Source organism: Nonomuraea sp. NPDC049378 (genome assembly GCF_055586745.1).
On record NZ_JBVJHP010000001.1, the window covers coordinates 372216 to 385833 of the forward strand.

Annotated in this window: 14 protein-coding genes and 2 pseudogenes; 9 read left to right on the plus strand and 7 right to left on the minus strand. The window is 72.2% G+C overall.

Annotated elements, in window-relative coordinates; translation table 11 throughout:
* Window positions 1-25 precede the first annotated feature (25 nt).
* From ACZ6SA_RS01630 to ACZ6SA_RS01645, 4 genes are read right to left on the minus strand one after another with little or no spacing between them, the layout of a single operon-like run.
* Window positions 26-877, minus strand: coding sequence for an SDR family NAD(P)-dependent oxidoreductase (locus ACZ6SA_RS01630; protein WP_465826025.1), 852 nt, complete (start codon window positions 875-877; stop codon window positions 26-28).
* A 7-nt stretch (window positions 878-884) separates the two neighbouring features.
* Window positions 885-1976, minus strand: coding sequence for a hypothetical protein (locus tag ACZ6SA_RS01635; RefSeq protein WP_347641953.1), 1092 nt, complete (start codon window positions 1974-1976; stop codon window positions 885-887).
* Window positions 1973-2512 (minus strand): UGSC family (seleno)protein, encoded by a 540-nt coding sequence (locus ACZ6SA_RS01640; RefSeq protein WP_347641952.1) that lies wholly within the window; start codon window positions 2510-2512, stop codon window positions 1973-1975. Before ACZ6SA_RS01640 ends, ACZ6SA_RS01635 begins: the two co-directional genes overlap by 4 nt.
* Before the next feature lie 52 nt (window positions 2513-2564).
* Window positions 2565-2798 (minus strand): hypothetical protein, encoded by a 234-nt coding sequence (locus ACZ6SA_RS01645; protein WP_347641951.1) that lies wholly within the window; start codon window positions 2796-2798, stop codon window positions 2565-2567.
* Between the two features lie 304 nt (window positions 2799-3102).
* On the opposite strand from ACZ6SA_RS01645, the gene ACZ6SA_RS01650 reads away from it, so the two are divergent.
* Window positions 3103-3957, plus strand: coding sequence for an IclR family transcriptional regulator (locus ACZ6SA_RS01650; protein WP_465826026.1), 855 nt, complete (start codon window positions 3103-3105; stop codon window positions 3955-3957).
* A 108-nt stretch (window positions 3958-4065) separates the two neighbouring features.
* On the opposite strand, the gene ACZ6SA_RS01655 is transcribed toward ACZ6SA_RS01650, so the two are convergent.
* Window positions 4066-4905, minus strand: a complete 840-nt coding sequence (locus ACZ6SA_RS01655) for an SDR family NAD(P)-dependent oxidoreductase (protein WP_465826028.1) — start codon at window positions 4903-4905, stop codon at window positions 4066-4068.
* Between the two features lie 78 nt (window positions 4906-4983).
* A complete protein-coding gene (locus ACZ6SA_RS01660; protein WP_347641948.1) occupies window positions 4984-6273 on the minus strand; it encodes a phenylacetate--CoA ligase family protein in 1290 nt (429 codons plus the stop codon).
* 299 nt (window positions 6274-6572) lie between these two features.
* Between ACZ6SA_RS01660 and ACZ6SA_RS01665 the strand changes: the two genes are divergently transcribed.
* The 4 genes and pseudogenes from ACZ6SA_RS01665 to ACZ6SA_RS01680 form a co-directional block, all read left to right on the plus strand.
* Window positions 6573-7688, plus strand: a complete 1116-nt coding sequence (locus ACZ6SA_RS01665) for a zinc-dependent alcohol dehydrogenase (RefSeq protein ID WP_465826029.1) — start codon at window positions 6573-6575, stop codon at window positions 7686-7688.
* A gap of 17 nt (window positions 7689-7705) precedes the next feature.
* A complete protein-coding gene (locus ACZ6SA_RS01670; RefSeq protein WP_465826030.1) occupies window positions 7706-8287 on the plus strand; it encodes a hypothetical protein in 582 nt (193 codons plus the stop codon).
* Between the two features lie 278 nt (window positions 8288-8565).
* Window positions 8566-9609, plus strand: a pseudogene (locus ACZ6SA_RS01675) (ABC transporter ATP-binding protein); the annotation flags it as partial.
* A gap of 91 nt (window positions 9610-9700) precedes the next feature.
* Window positions 9701-9850: pseudogene (locus tag ACZ6SA_RS01680) on the plus strand (hypothetical protein); the annotation flags it as partial.
* Window positions 9851-9946: 96 nt separating this feature from the next.
* Here the strand turns inward: ACZ6SA_RS01680 and ACZ6SA_RS01685 are convergent.
* Window positions 9947-10315, minus strand: coding sequence for an RNA-guided endonuclease InsQ/TnpB family protein (locus ACZ6SA_RS01685; protein WP_465826032.1), 369 nt, complete (start codon window positions 10313-10315; stop codon window positions 9947-9949).
* Between the two features lie 33 nt (window positions 10316-10348).
* On the opposite strand from ACZ6SA_RS01685, the gene ACZ6SA_RS01690 reads away from it, so the two are divergent.
* The 4 genes from ACZ6SA_RS01690 (at window position 10349) to ACZ6SA_RS01705 (ending at window position 13558) form a co-directional block, all read left to right on the plus strand.
* Complete coding sequence (locus tag ACZ6SA_RS01690) at window positions 10349-10552, plus strand: hypothetical protein (protein ID WP_465826033.1); 204 nt, start codon at window positions 10349-10351, stop codon at window positions 10550-10552.
* Window positions 10553-10770: 218 nt separating this feature from the next.
* Window positions 10771-11982: an ROK family protein gene (locus tag ACZ6SA_RS01695; RefSeq protein ID WP_465826035.1), complete on the plus strand. Its 1212-nt coding sequence runs from the start codon at window positions 10771-10773 to the stop codon at window positions 11980-11982.
* Window positions 11979-12788, plus strand: coding sequence for an ABC transporter permease (locus ACZ6SA_RS01700; protein ID WP_347641942.1), 810 nt, complete (start codon window positions 11979-11981; stop codon window positions 12786-12788). Before ACZ6SA_RS01695 ends, ACZ6SA_RS01700 begins: the two co-directional genes overlap by 4 nt.
* Entirely contained in the window at window positions 12785-13558 is a 774-nt protein-coding gene (locus tag ACZ6SA_RS01705) for an ABC transporter ATP-binding protein (protein WP_347641941.1), read from the plus strand. The genes ACZ6SA_RS01700 and ACZ6SA_RS01705 overlap by 4 nt, the downstream gene beginning before the upstream one ends.
* Window positions 13559-13618 lie beyond the last annotated feature (60 nt).

The following is a 13618-nucleotide window of genomic DNA, read 5'->3' on the forward strand; positions in this document are numbered from 1 at the left end:
GGTCATCTGCGGCACCCGGCCTACGTCATCTGTCGCGGTCGCGGCCGTCCGGGGCAGCGACGGGCGGCGGCCGCCGTGGCGGCCCGCCGTCGACGTCGAGGATGTGCCCGGAGATCCACCGGGCCCGATCGCTGAGCAGGAACAGCGCGGCCTGGGCGACGTCCCAGGCGGTGCCCTCGGTCATGAGCGCGGTGCTCTCGCGCCGCCCCGCGCGTGCCTCCTCGGGCATGTTGGCGGCGGCGAACGACCCCCAGATCATGCCGACCCGCACGCCGTTGACCCGGATGCCCCGAGGGCCCAGCGTGGCCGCCGCGCCCTCGATCAGGTTCTCCAGCCCCGCCTTGGCCAGGGAGTAGACCATGCCGGGCCCGCGCGCCCGCACGGTCACCGAGGAGATGTTCACGATCGACCCGCCGCGCGGCAGCACGGGGACGGCGTGCCGGGTGACCTGCCAGGCCGAGGTGAGGTTGACCGCCATCAGCTCGGCGAACCGGTCAGGGGTGACCTCGAACAGCCCGGCGGGGTCGCCCGAGGCCACGTTGTTCACCACGGCGTCGAGCCCGCCGAGGCGAGCGGCCGCCGCGGCGACCGCGGCGGCGCACGCCCGGTCGTCGGTCACGTCCGCGACCACGGGGACCGCCTCGCCGCCGTCCTCGCCGATCAGCTTCACGGTACGGCCGGCGGCCGCCGCGTCCCGGTCGAGCACCGCGACGCGCGCGCCGTGCGCGGCGAGCACCCGGGCGATGGCGTGGCCGACGCCCGGCAGCGCGCCGTTCTGCCCGGCCCCGGTGACCAGGGCGGCCCGGCCGGCCATCCACCGCGCACCGGCCCCGGCGAACGGATCAGCCAGCGGGTCGGCCGGCGGGTCGTCGGACATGAGCTCCTCACGCCTCCGGGGTCGTCGCGACGTCGCGTGGCGGCTCGACCCTGGCCGAGATGCCGGACCAGTTGGAGAACACCCGGACCACCATGGAGATCCCGGCGTTGCGGGCCCCCGCCACGACGATCGGCAGGTTCTTGGGCGCGCCGTCGGCGAAGTACCGGTGGAACGCGCCGGGATCGCCGTCGTCGCTCTGGCGCCGGACGTTCCCGTGCACGTGGTTCTTGCCGGCCCTGGCCAGGTCGGCCTCGGACCGCCCGCACCGCTCGATCAGCCAGTCGCGCACGCCGGCCTTGCTCATTCCGGCCGCGGCCAGCAGCTGCGCGTGCTCGGGACAGAACACCACGCCGGCGCTGGCGTGGCGGAAGATCCAGCTACCGGTACGCGAGATCGTGTCGGCGAAGTCGCCGAGCAGCGCCTCGGGGTCGTCGGTGTGCCGGTTGTCGACGAACTCGCTGGTCCTGAGCAGGGTCGTGGAGACGGCGCCGACGCCGGCGGCCACCCCGCCGTCCACCGAGAGCGGCTCCCACGGGCTCTCCTCCTCGTTCTCGGCGATGCACATCGCCCACCGCCCCGGGATGCCCTGGGTCGCCTGCTCCAGCACGTGCGGCACCACGCCGAGCGCGTTGCGGACGATCAGCCCGATCGCCCTGGCCACGGTGGCGTTGGCGCGGAAGCCGGGGCCGAACACGCCGCCGGCGCCGTTGAAGCCGAGACGCCGGCGTGCCGGGCCGTTGACCACGATCAGCGGCGCGGGGCCACTGGTGCTCTGCCAGCCGCCGCCCACGGTGGAGCGTTCGGCCATCAGCGCGTCCCAGGCGGCCAGCACCACCGGGAAGTATTCGGGCCGGCAGCCCGCCATCACCGCGTTGACGGCGGCCAGCTCGACCGAGACCTCCCGCTTGAGGTGGTCGAGCCGGCCGATGACCTCGTCGGCGGGCCGGGACGTGGTGGCGAGGAACGTGTCGACCAGCTCGCGCGTCGCCGGCACGACGGGCAGGCCGTCGGTCCAGCCCTGGTCGTACATGTACTCGATGGACGTGTACGCGCCGTCCAGGGCGTCGGTGACCTGCCCTTCGAGGGTGCCGCCGGTCATCGGGCGGGCTCGCGGACCCGGTTCGCCACGCCGGCGAGCAGTTCCGTGGCGCGCTCGGCGACCTGCTCGGCGTTCAGCACGGCCACCGGATGCGGCGTCAGCAGGATCTCGAAGTTCTCGTCGCCGTGCACGCCGGCCATCGCGCGCGCCGTCACCTCGAAGGCGTCGCTGACGATCACCGCGGCGGGGATGCCCGCCCGCTCGAACGCGATGCCGTCCGCCGCGGCCGACGCGCTGCACGAACCGCAGTCGCCGACGCCGGTGATCACCACGTCGCTGACCGCGGCGATCTCCCTGAGCATCGGCTCGTCCACCGGGAAGGCGACATGCGGCTTGGTGCGCTGGATCGTCACCACCGCGCCGTACCGGTCACGGAGCAGGTCGCCGAGCCCGGCCAGCAGCTGCGCGGCGTTCCGCTTGGTGTTGGTCAGCAATCCGACGCGGGCGCCGGCCAGGCTGGGCACCCGCCTGGCGGCCACCGCCGCGTGCGCGGGCCGTACGGACAGGCCGGTCGGGTCAAGGATTCGGTCGAACATCCCTCAGACACCTCTTCTCATCAGCTCAGCGCCTCGCCACCCGCTCGGCCCATCACGCCGGTGCGACGTCGCCGGGGTAGGACAGCCGGATGCCGTCGGGTCCCACGCCGAGGATCGGCGCCAGCATGCTCACCATCATGTTCTTGGGGACCAGGCAGTCGGGGCAGCTGCCGGCTCCGGCGGTGATCCGCACGTCGAAGGCGGAGCCGGCCTCCTCGACGCTCAACTGGTAGCCGTCGACGGCCAGGGTGGACCGGATCTGCTCCAGACGTGTTTCGTCGCGCATCTTCGCCTCACTCGTGATCGGGGCCGCCGGTACGTCCTGCGGGGGTGACCGGGTGCGACTACGACCCTGCTCAGAGCAATGTAGACCGTGGCATTACAGAAGAAATCTCGACTTTCATGACACGGAAGGGCTAGTGGTATTTCGTCCGTATGCCCTGATGGCCTTCCGCACGGGAAACCCCTTTTCCGTCCAGCGGAAGGGATTTTCGACCAGTTTGGGCTACTATCGAAAGGCTGTCCGTTTATGTAGCCTGGGTAACGCCCACGTAACTAGGTCAAGAATTAACGGACAGGCAGGTGAATTGGTGACTGTCCTGGCAGACAAGTCTCTCGAACCCCATCGCCTGACATCGGCCCAGCGCGTGCTCTCCATCCTCGGCGTCTTCGACACCGAGAACCTGGCGCTGTCCCTCAGCGACATCAGCCGCAGAACCGGACTCACGCTCAGCACCACCCACCGGCTGCTCAACGAACTACGCCGCTGGGGCGCGCTGTCCCGGCACAGCGACGGAAAGTACAGCATCGGCCTGCGCATCCTGGAGCTAGGCACCCTGGCGCCGCAGGGCGGCCAGCTGCGCGAGATCGCGCTTCCGTACCTGCACGACCTGCAGCACGCCACCCGGGGCAACATCCACCTCGGCGTGCCGGAAGGGCACGACGTCATCTACGTCGAGTCGCTGCGCGCCCGCGACACCGTCCCGGTGCCGAGCAGGCTGGGCGGGCGCTGGCCCATGCACGCGACCGGCACCGGGCTGGTGCTGCTCGCCCACTCCTCCCAGGAGTTCCAGGAGGAGGTGCTCGCCTCCAAGCTGCGCCGCTACACCGAGCACACGCTCACCGACCCCGACGCGCTGCGGCACTTCCTGGCCGAGGTCCGCACGTCGGGCGTCGCCATCGTGCAGAGCCAGCTCACCCACGACGCGATGGCCGTCGCGGTGCCCATCCGCGGCCCTCGCGACCGCGTCGTGGCCGCGGTCGGCATCACCGTGCCGCTCGGCTCGCCGTCCCCGCACTCCCTGGTGCCCGCGCTCGCCGCGACCTCCCGCAGTATCTCCCGCGCCCTCGGAGCGCCCTCGGCCGTCACCGGCGCCGGGGTGCCGCGCCAGACCGCGCACTGGCAGGCGCGCGAGGTCAAGTACTCCGGCTCCGCGGGACGCTGAGGGCCCGCAACCCCCGGGAAACCCGGTCGAGAGCCCGCGCCCGCGGGAAACACGGACGCGCCGGGAGCGGCCCGCTCCCCTGATGCGGGCCGTTCCCGGCGCGTCCGGTCACTCCCCCATCGGGACGGAGGTGACCGGCTCGACCGGGTAGCGGTGCGGAGGACCGCCCTCGACCGGCAGGATGTGCCCGGAGATCCACCGGGCCCGGTCGCTCAGCAGGAACAGCGCGGCGTGCGCGATGTCCCAGGAGGTGCCCTCGGTCTTCAGCGCGGTGCCCTCGCGGCGCTGCTCGCGCATCTCCTGGGTCATGGAGCCCTTCGCGGCGAACGCCCCGTAGATCGCGCCGACCGCGATGCAGTTGACGCGGATGCCCTGCGGCCCGAGCGTGGTCGCCGCCCCCTCGGTCAGGTTCTCCAGGCCGGCCTTGGCCACGCAGTAGATCAGGCCGGGCCCGCGCCTGCGCGCCCCGACCGACGAGATGTTCACGATCGAACTGCCGCGCGGCAGCACCGGGACGGCATGCCGGGTGATCGACCACGCGGACTTGAGGTTGATGTCCATCAACCGGTCGTAGTGCTCGGGGGTGGTGTCGAACAGCCCGCTGCGGTCGCCGGCCGCGACGTTGTTGACCACCGTGTCGAGCGCGCCCAGGCGGTCGGCCACCTCGGCCACGGCCCCGGCGCAGGCCCGGTCGTCGGTCACGTCGGCGACCACGGAGATCGCCTCACCGCCCTCCCCCACGATCAGCTTCACCGTGCGCTCGGCGGCCTCCTCGTTCCTGTCGAGCACCGCGACGCGGGCGCCGTGCCTGGCCAGCACCCGGCAGATGGCGTACCCGACGCCCGGATAGGAGGTGTTCTGGCCGCCCCCGGTGACGAGCGCGGTGCGCCCGGTCATCCACCGGGGACCCGCGCCGGCGAAGGGATCGATCATCGGGTCGTCTGACATTTCCTGCTCCTGTCCTGGTGTGCCTGACCGGCCCGGCGGGGGTGGCCGGGCCGTGCGCCCGCGGTCGCCGGCGGTCCGTCAGCCGCAGACCCGGGTCAGGCGGGACTTCATCTCCGTACGCTCCAGCGAGCCGGGCGGGACGAGGACGACCGTGGCCCGCACCGTCAGCCGGGCCCGGATCAGCTCCTCGATCTCCTGCCGCAGCCGCTCCTGGTCACCGGGCTCCTCGCCGAGCTCGACGTCGACCCGCAGCGGCGGCTCCACGCGCGGTCCCGGGCCGGGAAGGACGACCTGCACCACGCCGTTCGTCCGGGGATGCAGGGTCTGCGCCAGATCGCGGATCGCCGTGGGGAACACGTTCACCCCCAGCACGATCAGCATGTCGTCGGTACGGCCCACACACCGGATGAGCGGCGCGCCGTCGCCGGCGAGCCCGGTCACCAGCACGCGGTCCCGGGTGCGGAACCGGACGAGCGGGCAGCACTCGCGGTCGACCGAGGTGTAGACGAGCTCGCCCGTCGCGCCCGGCTCGGGGTCGATCGGCTCGCCGGTGTCCGGGTCGATGAGCTCCACCACCACGTGCCGGCCGCCGGTGAACCGCATGCCGCCGGCGCCCGGAGGCTCGGCGAACAACACCGGCGCCATGTCCGCGTTGCCCAGGCCCTCGGTGACGCGCGCGCCCCACTCCCGCTCCATGCGCTGCTGGAACGCGGGCTCGCCGCCCCCTGGCTCGCCCCCCACGAAGATCTTGGTGATGCCGAACTCCTTGGGGTCGCGCCCCAGCTTGCGTACGTGCTCGGCCAGGTAGCGCACGTAGGAGGGGGTGGCGTGCAGCGCGGTGACGCCCAGGGACTCCAGCGCCTGGACCGCCTTGTCCGACGCCCCGGTGCCGATCGGGACCATCGTGCAGCCGATGTGCTCCAGCGCGTCCCTGATCGGCAGCCCGCCCACGAACAGCGTCAGCCCGGAGCCGTGCAGCACGACGTCCTCGCGCCGCGCGCCCATGGTCGTGAACGCCCGCGCCACCATCTCGGTCCACGTCCCGGCGTCACGCCGGGTCACCCCCACCCAGCTCGGCTTGCCGGTGGTGCCGGTGGAGGCGTGGACGCGGATCACGTCGACCATGTCGACGCCCGCGTGCCGGCCGAGCGGGGGCGAGTCCGCCTGGGAGTCGCGCAGGAGTTGCTTGTCCGTGAAGGGCAGCTTGCGCAGATCGTCGAGGGAGACCAGCGCCGACGGATCGACCCCGTGCCCGGCGAACAGGTCGGCGTAGAACGGAGAGCGCGCGGGCAGCCCGGCGAGCTGCGCGCGGAGCATCGCGGTGACGGTCTCTCGGTCCTCTGCCGCGACGAAGCCGGGTTTGATCACTGATGGTCCTTCCGGGAGGTGGGAGTGCCGGTGCTCGGATACTGGCGGCGGAGTCACGCACGGACGGCCGCGGCGCATGAGTCGTAGTCGAGGCGATGCCTCTGAGCAATGGCCAGCGGTGCTCCACTATGCCCAGCGGGCCGGCCGGCGGGCCACCTGACTTTCGCGTCGCGGAAAGCAAATGCGCGGCCGTGAACAGTGTTCATGAATGCTTTCCGCGACGTGAAATCCTCGTCGCGTTTCCCTGCCGGCGCCGCCATCCTGACAGCGAAACCCACCAGGAGGAAGGCCCCCTTTCGATGGCAGACACGGTACGCGCGGCGGTGCAGATCGCCCCGAACAAGATCGAGGTGCGCGAGTTCCCCCGCCCGAGGATCGGCCCGGACGACGGCCTGCTCCGCGTGGAGGCCAACGGCGTCTGCGGCAGCGACGTCGAGATCTACAGAGGACACCTCGGGTCGATGGACCAGGACGATCCGAAGCCGTTCGTGCCCGGGCACGAGCCGATGGGCATCGTCGAGGAGGTCGGCGAGCGGGCCGCCGAGCGGTGGGGCGTCAAGCCCGGCGACCGGGTGGCCGTCGAGATCATCATCCCGTGCCACTCCTGCCGCAGGTGCCTGACCGGGCGCTACCAGTCGTGCCCCAACCGCAGGCCGGGCCACGGAGTCGCGTCGCTCGACGTGGCGCCGTCGCTGTGGGGCGGGTTCGCCGAGTACATGTACCTGTCGCCCCGCACGATCCTGCACCCCATCGACCCGGCCCTCCCCGCCGAGGTGGCCGCGATGTTCAACCCGCTGGGCGCGGGCGTGCGCTGGGCCTGCCACCTGGGCGGCGTGGGGCTGGGCGACACCCTGCTGGTGCTCGGCGCCGGGCAGCGCGGCCTCGCCGCGGTCATCGCGGCGCGGTCGGCCGGCGCCGGCACGATCATCGTCACCGGCCTGGAGGCGGACGCCCACAAGCTGGCCCTGGCCCGCGAGTTCGGCGCCGACCACACGATCGTCGTCGACGGCGAGCGGGCCGAGGACACCGTGGAGCGGGTCCGAGAGATCACCGGCGGCGAGATGGCCGACGTCGTGCTGGAGCTCACCCCGATGGCCGCGGAGCCGGTCACCGACGCGCTGCTGTCGGCGCGGCACGGCGGCCGGGTGGTGCTGGCCGGGCTCAAGGGCCGCCGCGAGATCCCGCTGCGCACCGACCTGATCATCAACCGGGCGCTGACCGTGATCGGCGCGTTCGGCGTGGACAACCGCGCCTACCGCGAGGCGATCGGCATCATCGAGTCGCGCCGCCACCCTCTGGAGAAGATGCACACCCACTCCTTCGGGCTGGACGACACCGTCCTCGCCATCGAGACCCTGGGCGGCGGCGTGCCGGGCGAGGCCGCCGTGCACGTCACGGTCCACCCCCACTCCTGAGGTCTCCGAGGTTCGCCGTGCTTGTCGACGCCCACGCCCACCTGCTCCCCCGCGACTACCCGGCCGGCGCCCCCGCATGTTTCCCGCGCATGGAGCCGATCGACGGCGCCACCGCCCGCCTGCTGGTGTTCGGCGCCACCCGGTTCCGCGCCCGCGAGGTGTTCTTCGACGCCGAACGCCGGATCGAGGCGATGGACGCCTCCGGCGTGACCGCCGAGGTGCTCACGCCCATGCCGCCGCTGCTCCGCTACGACCTGCCGCCCGCCGACGGGCTGTCGCTGGCCCGGCACGTCAACGAGTACACCGCCACGCTGTGCGCCACCGGCCCCGGGCGGCTCATCGGCTTCGGGCTGCCCCGCTCGGCCACGGGCACGTACGTCGTGGGGCTGGAGGGCACGCTGGCCGCCGCGTCACTGATCACCGGCGGCACCGCCGCGGCATGCCCGGACCTGCGCGTCTCCTTCAGCCACGCCGCGGGCGGCTTCCCGCTCATGGTCCCGCGCGCGCAGTATTTCTGGGGCGGTACCTGGAACGAGGAGCCGCCGATCCCCGAGCGGGCGATCGCGCACGCCGTCCTGGGCGTCGACCCGCCCCGATGAGCCGATCCGCGCTGGTCACCATGCCCGTGTCACGGGCGCGGCGAAATCTTTTCGCAGGGCGAAAGGGCTGTGGCGGGCCGATTTCGACCAGCGCATAGTGGCGTGACAGGAGTCACACCAGGTCGCGGCGATCCGCCGCGCGCCGCCGGACCCTTTCTCACCACGCGGGCCGCCCTCCCCAGCAACTCCCCGATGACGAAGGAGCGACGACGGTGCCGTCCCCACCGTTGCTCGAAGTGAATGATCTTTATGTCCGTTTCCCCACTCCTGCCGGACCGGTGAACGCCGTCGCCGGTGTCTCGTTCACGGTCTCGGCCGGCGAGACGGTCGCGGTGGTCGGTGAGTCGGGTTCCGGCAAGAGCGTGTCGTCGCTGGCGCTGCTGGGGCTGCTCGGCTCGGGCAACATCTCGGCGGGCTCGGTGCTGCTGCGGGACGAGGAGCTCGTGGGAGCCGCCCCCGAGCGGCTGCGGCAACTGCGCGGCTCCGAGCTCGCCATGATCTTCCAGAACCCGATGAGCTCGCTGGACCCGCTGTTCACGATCGGTGACCAGCTGGTCGAGGCGTTGCGGGCGCACCGGCCCGTGACGCGCGGGGCCGCCAGGGCGCGGGCCGTGGAGCTGTTGCGGGAGGTCGGGCTGCCGGATCCGGAGCGACGCGTACGTGCCTATCCGCACGAGTTGTCCGGCGGCCAGCAGCAGCGGGTCATGGTGGCGATCGCCCTGGCGGGCGAGCCGGCGCTGCTCATCGCCGACGAGCCCACCACGGCGCTGGACGTGACCGTCGAGGCGCAGATCCTGGAGCTGCTGCGCACGATGCAGCGCGAGCACGGCACGGCGCTGCTGCTCATCACCCACGACATGGCGGTGGTGGCCGACCGCGTCGTGGTGATGTACGCCGGGCGGGTGGTGGAGCAGGGACCGGTGGCGGAGGTGCTGCGCTCGCCGCGCAATCCGTACACGCGGGCTCTGATCGACTCGATCCCGACCCCGGCCACCCCGCGGGACCGGCCCATGCCAGCCATCGCGGGAAGCGTGCCGACGCTGGCGGAGGCGCCCTCGGGCTGCCGGTTCCACCCGCGCTGCCCGTCGGTGCACGATCGCTGCCCGGAGGCGGAACCCCCGCTGTACGAGCTGCGGCCGGGCCGGGCCAGCCGGTGCTGGCTGCACGAGGGCGCGCTGCAGGCCCCGCCCGCGCCGGCCGCCGGCGAGGAGTACAAGACCGGGCCGGACGTCACGTCGCTGGAGATCGTGCCCGACCTGGCCGAGTCGTGGAAGATCTCCGAGGACGGCAGGACCTACACCTTCAAGCTCCGCGAGGACGTGCGCTGGCACGACCTCCCCCGGTCAACGGGCGCCCGTTCACCTCCGACGACGCCCGGACTACCACATCGAGGGCAAGCCGTACCTGGACGAGATCCGGCGCCCGATCATGAGCGACATCGCGGCTGTCACGGCGGCGCTGCGCAGCGGGCGTCTCGACGTCGGCACCACCAGCGACGTGAACGTGGCCAGGAGCCTCGACGGCAAGGGTTTCACCGTCAACGAGACCCCCGGCGCCCCGGTCAGCATCTTCATCAACCCCGACAAGGAGCCGTTCGACGACCCGAAGGTCCGGCAGGCCTTCGTGACGCCTCCGCCCCCTGAAGGAGGCGGCTTCTCGCTAAGCCGCTTCCGCAGGTTCGCGAAGGGCAAGCCCTGCCCTGAGAATGTTCTTGGCCGCGTTGACGTCGGCGTGCGCGGTATGACCGCACGCCGTACAGGCGAACGCGGCCTGGGTGACGCGGTTCTCCCGTGCGCTGTGCCCGCAGCGGGCGCAGGTGCGGGAGGTGCCGACGGGGTTCACCGCGATCAGCTCTCGACCGGCGCTTTCAGCCTTGTACGACAGGATCGTCAGGAACACCCCCCAGCCCGCGTCCAGGATGCTCCGGTTGAGGCCGGACTTCTGCGCGACATTCCGGCCGGGGACTTCGACCGTGCCGGACGCCGAGCGGGTCATGTTCGCGATCCGCAGGTCCTCGTGCACGATCACGTCATAGATGCGGACCAGGGCGAGCGCGGCCTTATGCGCGCCGTCCAGACGGACGACGACAGGCGCGACGAGATCTACAAGCAGATGCAGATCCGGATGGAGACGGTGATCCGCCAGGTCTACTACCCGATCCAGAAGTTCGACTACTCGATCTACAGCGAGCGGGTGCGGGATCTGTACGACAGCCCGATCTATCAGGGCAAGCGGCTCGCGGACGTGTGGCTGAGCGATTCGTGACGCCGGGCCCGCGCCTGGCGGCGGCCGCCGGGTGCCTCCCCCGGCGGTCGCCGCGCCTCGCGTTCACGCCGCGCCAGGCGCCGTTACGTGAACGTTATAGCCCGCCTTCGGGCCCTCTGGTGTCCGCTTCTTCGCAGGTCAGCGCAGCGAGCGTGGTGGCAGGACGGATTTTTCCGGGTTATTGACGAAAAAGACGGTGAGTAGGCAGACTCTGCCGTATGTCACAACCCGGTGGCCCCCTGTCACAGCTCCGGCGCGGGCACGAGGAGCTCGTGCTCGGGCTGCTGCGCAAGCACGGCCCGCTCAGCCGCGGCGAGCTCGGCAGGCGTTGCGGGCTGTCCCGTACCACCCTGTACGACATCCTCGCCGAACTCGTGGCCGGCGGCGCGGTCGTCACCGCGAGCGAGCGGGAGACGCCGCGCGGGCGCGGCAGGCCGGCCGAGACCCTGACCCTCAACCCGGACGCCGGCCAGGCGATCGGCATCGACTTCGCGCGGCGCGGGCTGCACGTCGCGGCCATCAACCCGGCGCACGAGATCGTCGGCTCGGCCAGCGAGCCACACGACGCCGACCTGCCGTGGGAGCAGCGGGTCGAGCTGGCCGGCCGGCTCGTCGGCTCGCTCACCGGCGGCACCCTCAGCCTGGGAGCGCTCAGCGCGATCGGCGTCGGCGTGGTCGGCCCGGTCGGGGAGCCGGCCGGGCCGCATCCGGCGCAGGTGCTGCTGCGCGAGCGGTTCGGCGTTCCGGTGCTGCTGGACAACAACACCAGGCTCGCCGCGCTGGGCGAGGCGATCTGGGGCGCCGCGGCCGGCGTACGGGACGTGCTGTACCTGCGCCTGTCCCACGGCGTCGGCGGCGGGCTGGTGGTCGGCGGGTCGCTGCACCGCGGCGCGTACGGCCTGTCCGGCGAGTTCGGCCACATCACCGTCGACCAGGACGGCGCCCGCTGCGACTGCGGCGGCACCGGCTGCCTGGAGACCGTCGCCTCGATCAGGGCCGTCCTCGACGCCTACCGCGCCGCCGGCGGGCGCGCCGGCGACGTGCCCGAGCTGGCCAAGGCGGCCAGGGCGGGCGACGCGGCCGCGCTGGCCGTGCTGGACGGCGTGGGCGCCGGCATCGGCGGTGTGCTCGCCGCCCTGTGCAACGCGATCGGCCCCAGCGTGATCGTGGTCGGCGGCGAGCTGGCGGAGACCGGGAGCGCGCTGATGGACCCGATCGAGCGGGAGTTGCGCGCCCACGTCATGCCGATCTCCCGGCACCGGGTGAGCCTGCGCCGCGCCACCCTCGGCGAGGTCGCCGGCGCCCTCGGCGGCATCGCCCTGGTGCTGCACGAGTCCCCGCTGCTCTCGCGCTATCCGGCCGGCCCGGAGCTCGCGGAGGACCCCCCGACGACCCAGCCCGGCACGAGACCGGCGAAGGAGAACCCATGACCCAGCTCACCGCGCTGGGCAAGTCACCGGCGGCCCCGGCCGCACGGCGCGGCGCCGGACGCCCGCGGCGCGCCATCGCACTCAACCTGATCGCGGTCGTCATCGGCCTGCTCGTCTGGACGCTGCTGGCGTCGATCGGCGTGCAGGGCCTGCCCGGCCCTCTGCAGGTGGCGGCCAAGGCGGGCGAGCTGATCGCCGACGGCACCCTGCTGGACGACGCGCTGGCCAGCCTGCGCAGGGTGCTGCTGGGCTTCCTGCTCGGCACCCTGCTGGCCGTCCCGATCGGTTTCCTCATGGGCTGGTACGCCACCGCGCGCGGCCTGCTGGAGCCGTACGTGCAGTTCTTCCGCACCATCCCGCCGCTGGCGATCATTCCGCTGGCGATCGTGCTCATGGGCATCGGCGAGGTGCCGAAGGTCTTCGTGATCTTCCTGGCGTCGTTCCTGTCCAGCGTCGTGGCGACGTTCCAGGGCGTGGTGGACGTGGACAGGACGCTCATCAACGCGGCCCGCGTGCTCGGCGCCTCCGACCGGACCATCTTCCTCAAGGTCGTGGTGCCGGCCTCCACGCCGTTCATCCTGGTCGGCATGCGGGTCGGTCTCGGCTCGGCCTGGGGCACGCTGGTCGCCGCCGAGCTGATCGCGGCCCAGGAGGGCCTCGGCTTCCGCATGCAGCAGGCCCAGCTCTACTACGACCTGTCCACGATCTTCGTGGGGCTGATCGCGATCGGCCTGCTGGGCCTGCTGATGGACCGGCTGCTGCTGCTGGCCGAGCGGCGCCTCACCGACTGGCAGGAGCGCAGATGAACACCAAGATCTCCTTCACCGACGTGGTCAGGACCTACCCGATCAAGGACGGCACGTTCACCGCTCTCGACCGGGTGTCGCTGGACATCGCCGACCGCGAGTTCGTCACGGTCGTGGGCCCGTCGGGCTGCGGCAAGAGCACGCTGATGAGCATGGCCGCCGGGCTGGTCGAGCCGACCTCGGGCGAGGTGCTCGTGGACGGCGTGCCGGTCACCGGCCCCGGGCCCGACCGGGGAGTGATCTTCCAGCAGTACGCGCTGTTCCCGTGGCTGACGGTGCGCAACAACGTCGAGTTCGGGCTGAAGCTGGCCGACATCCCGGCCGCGGAGCGCCGGCGGCGGGCCGAGCGGGCGATCGAGCTGGTCGGGTTGTCCGACTTCGCCGACGCGCTGCCCAAGACGCTGTCCGGCGGCATGAAGCAGCGCTGCGCGATCGCCCGCGCGTACGCGGTGAACCCGCAGGTGCTGCTCATGGACGAGCCGTTCGGCGCGCTCGACGCGCTGACCAGGGTGCAGCTTCAGGACCAGCTGCTGGACACCTGGCGCCAGGAGCAGCGCACGGTCATGTTCATCACCCACGACGTGGACGAGGCCGTCTACCTGGCCAGCCGGGTCATCGTCATGGCCGCCAGGCCGGGCCGCATCCAGCAGATCATCGACGTGGACCTGCCGTACCCCAGAACGGAGGAGATGCGGCTGTCGCCCGAGTTCGGACGGATCCGCAACGAGGTCTGGCACGCCGTCTACCACCAGGCCCCGGCCGCGGCCTGACCCCACCCTGCTTCCCGCCCAGGGCCCCGGCCCGCAGACACCTCCCGGAAAGGACTGATC

What these genes read in the sequence shown, in the direction of transcription:
- ACZ6SA_RS01705 (WP_347641941.1), top strand. Translation starts at nt 12,785, where the DNA reads ATGAACACCAAGATCTCCTTCACCGACGTGGTCAGGACCTACCCGATC.
- ACZ6SA_RS01665 (WP_465826029.1), top strand. Translation starts at nt 6,573, where the DNA reads ATGGCAGACACGGTACGCGCGGCGGTGCAGATCGCCCCGAACAAGATC.
- ACZ6SA_RS01640 (WP_347641952.1), bottom strand. Translation starts at nt 2,512, where the DNA reads ATGTTCGACCGAATCCTTGACCCGACCGGCCTGTCCGTACGGCCCGCG.
- ACZ6SA_RS01700 (WP_347641942.1), top strand. Translation starts at nt 11,979, where the DNA reads ATGACCCAGCTCACCGCGCTGGGCAAGTCACCGGCGGCCCCGGCCGCA.
- ACZ6SA_RS01695 (WP_465826035.1), top strand. Translation starts at nt 10,771, where the DNA reads ATGTCACAACCCGGTGGCCCCCTGTCACAGCTCCGGCGCGGGCACGAG.
- ACZ6SA_RS01635 (WP_347641953.1), bottom strand. Translation starts at nt 1,976, where the DNA reads ATGACCGGCGGCACCCTCGAAGGGCAGGTCACCGACGCCCTGGACGGC.
- ACZ6SA_RS01655 (WP_465826028.1), bottom strand. Translation starts at nt 4,905, where the DNA reads ATGTCAGACGACCCGATGATCGATCCCTTCGCCGGCGCGGGTCCCCGG.
- ACZ6SA_RS01690 (WP_465826033.1), top strand. Translation starts at nt 10,349, where the DNA reads ATGCGCGCCGTCCAGACGGACGACGACAGGCGCGACGAGATCTACAAG.
- ACZ6SA_RS01645 (WP_347641951.1), bottom strand. Translation starts at nt 2,798, where the DNA reads ATGCGCGACGAAACACGTCTGGAGCAGATCCGGTCCACCCTGGCCGTC.
- ACZ6SA_RS01630 (WP_465826025.1), bottom strand. Translation starts at nt 877, where the DNA reads ATGTCCGACGACCCGCCGGCCGACCCGCTGGCTGATCCGTTCGCCGGG.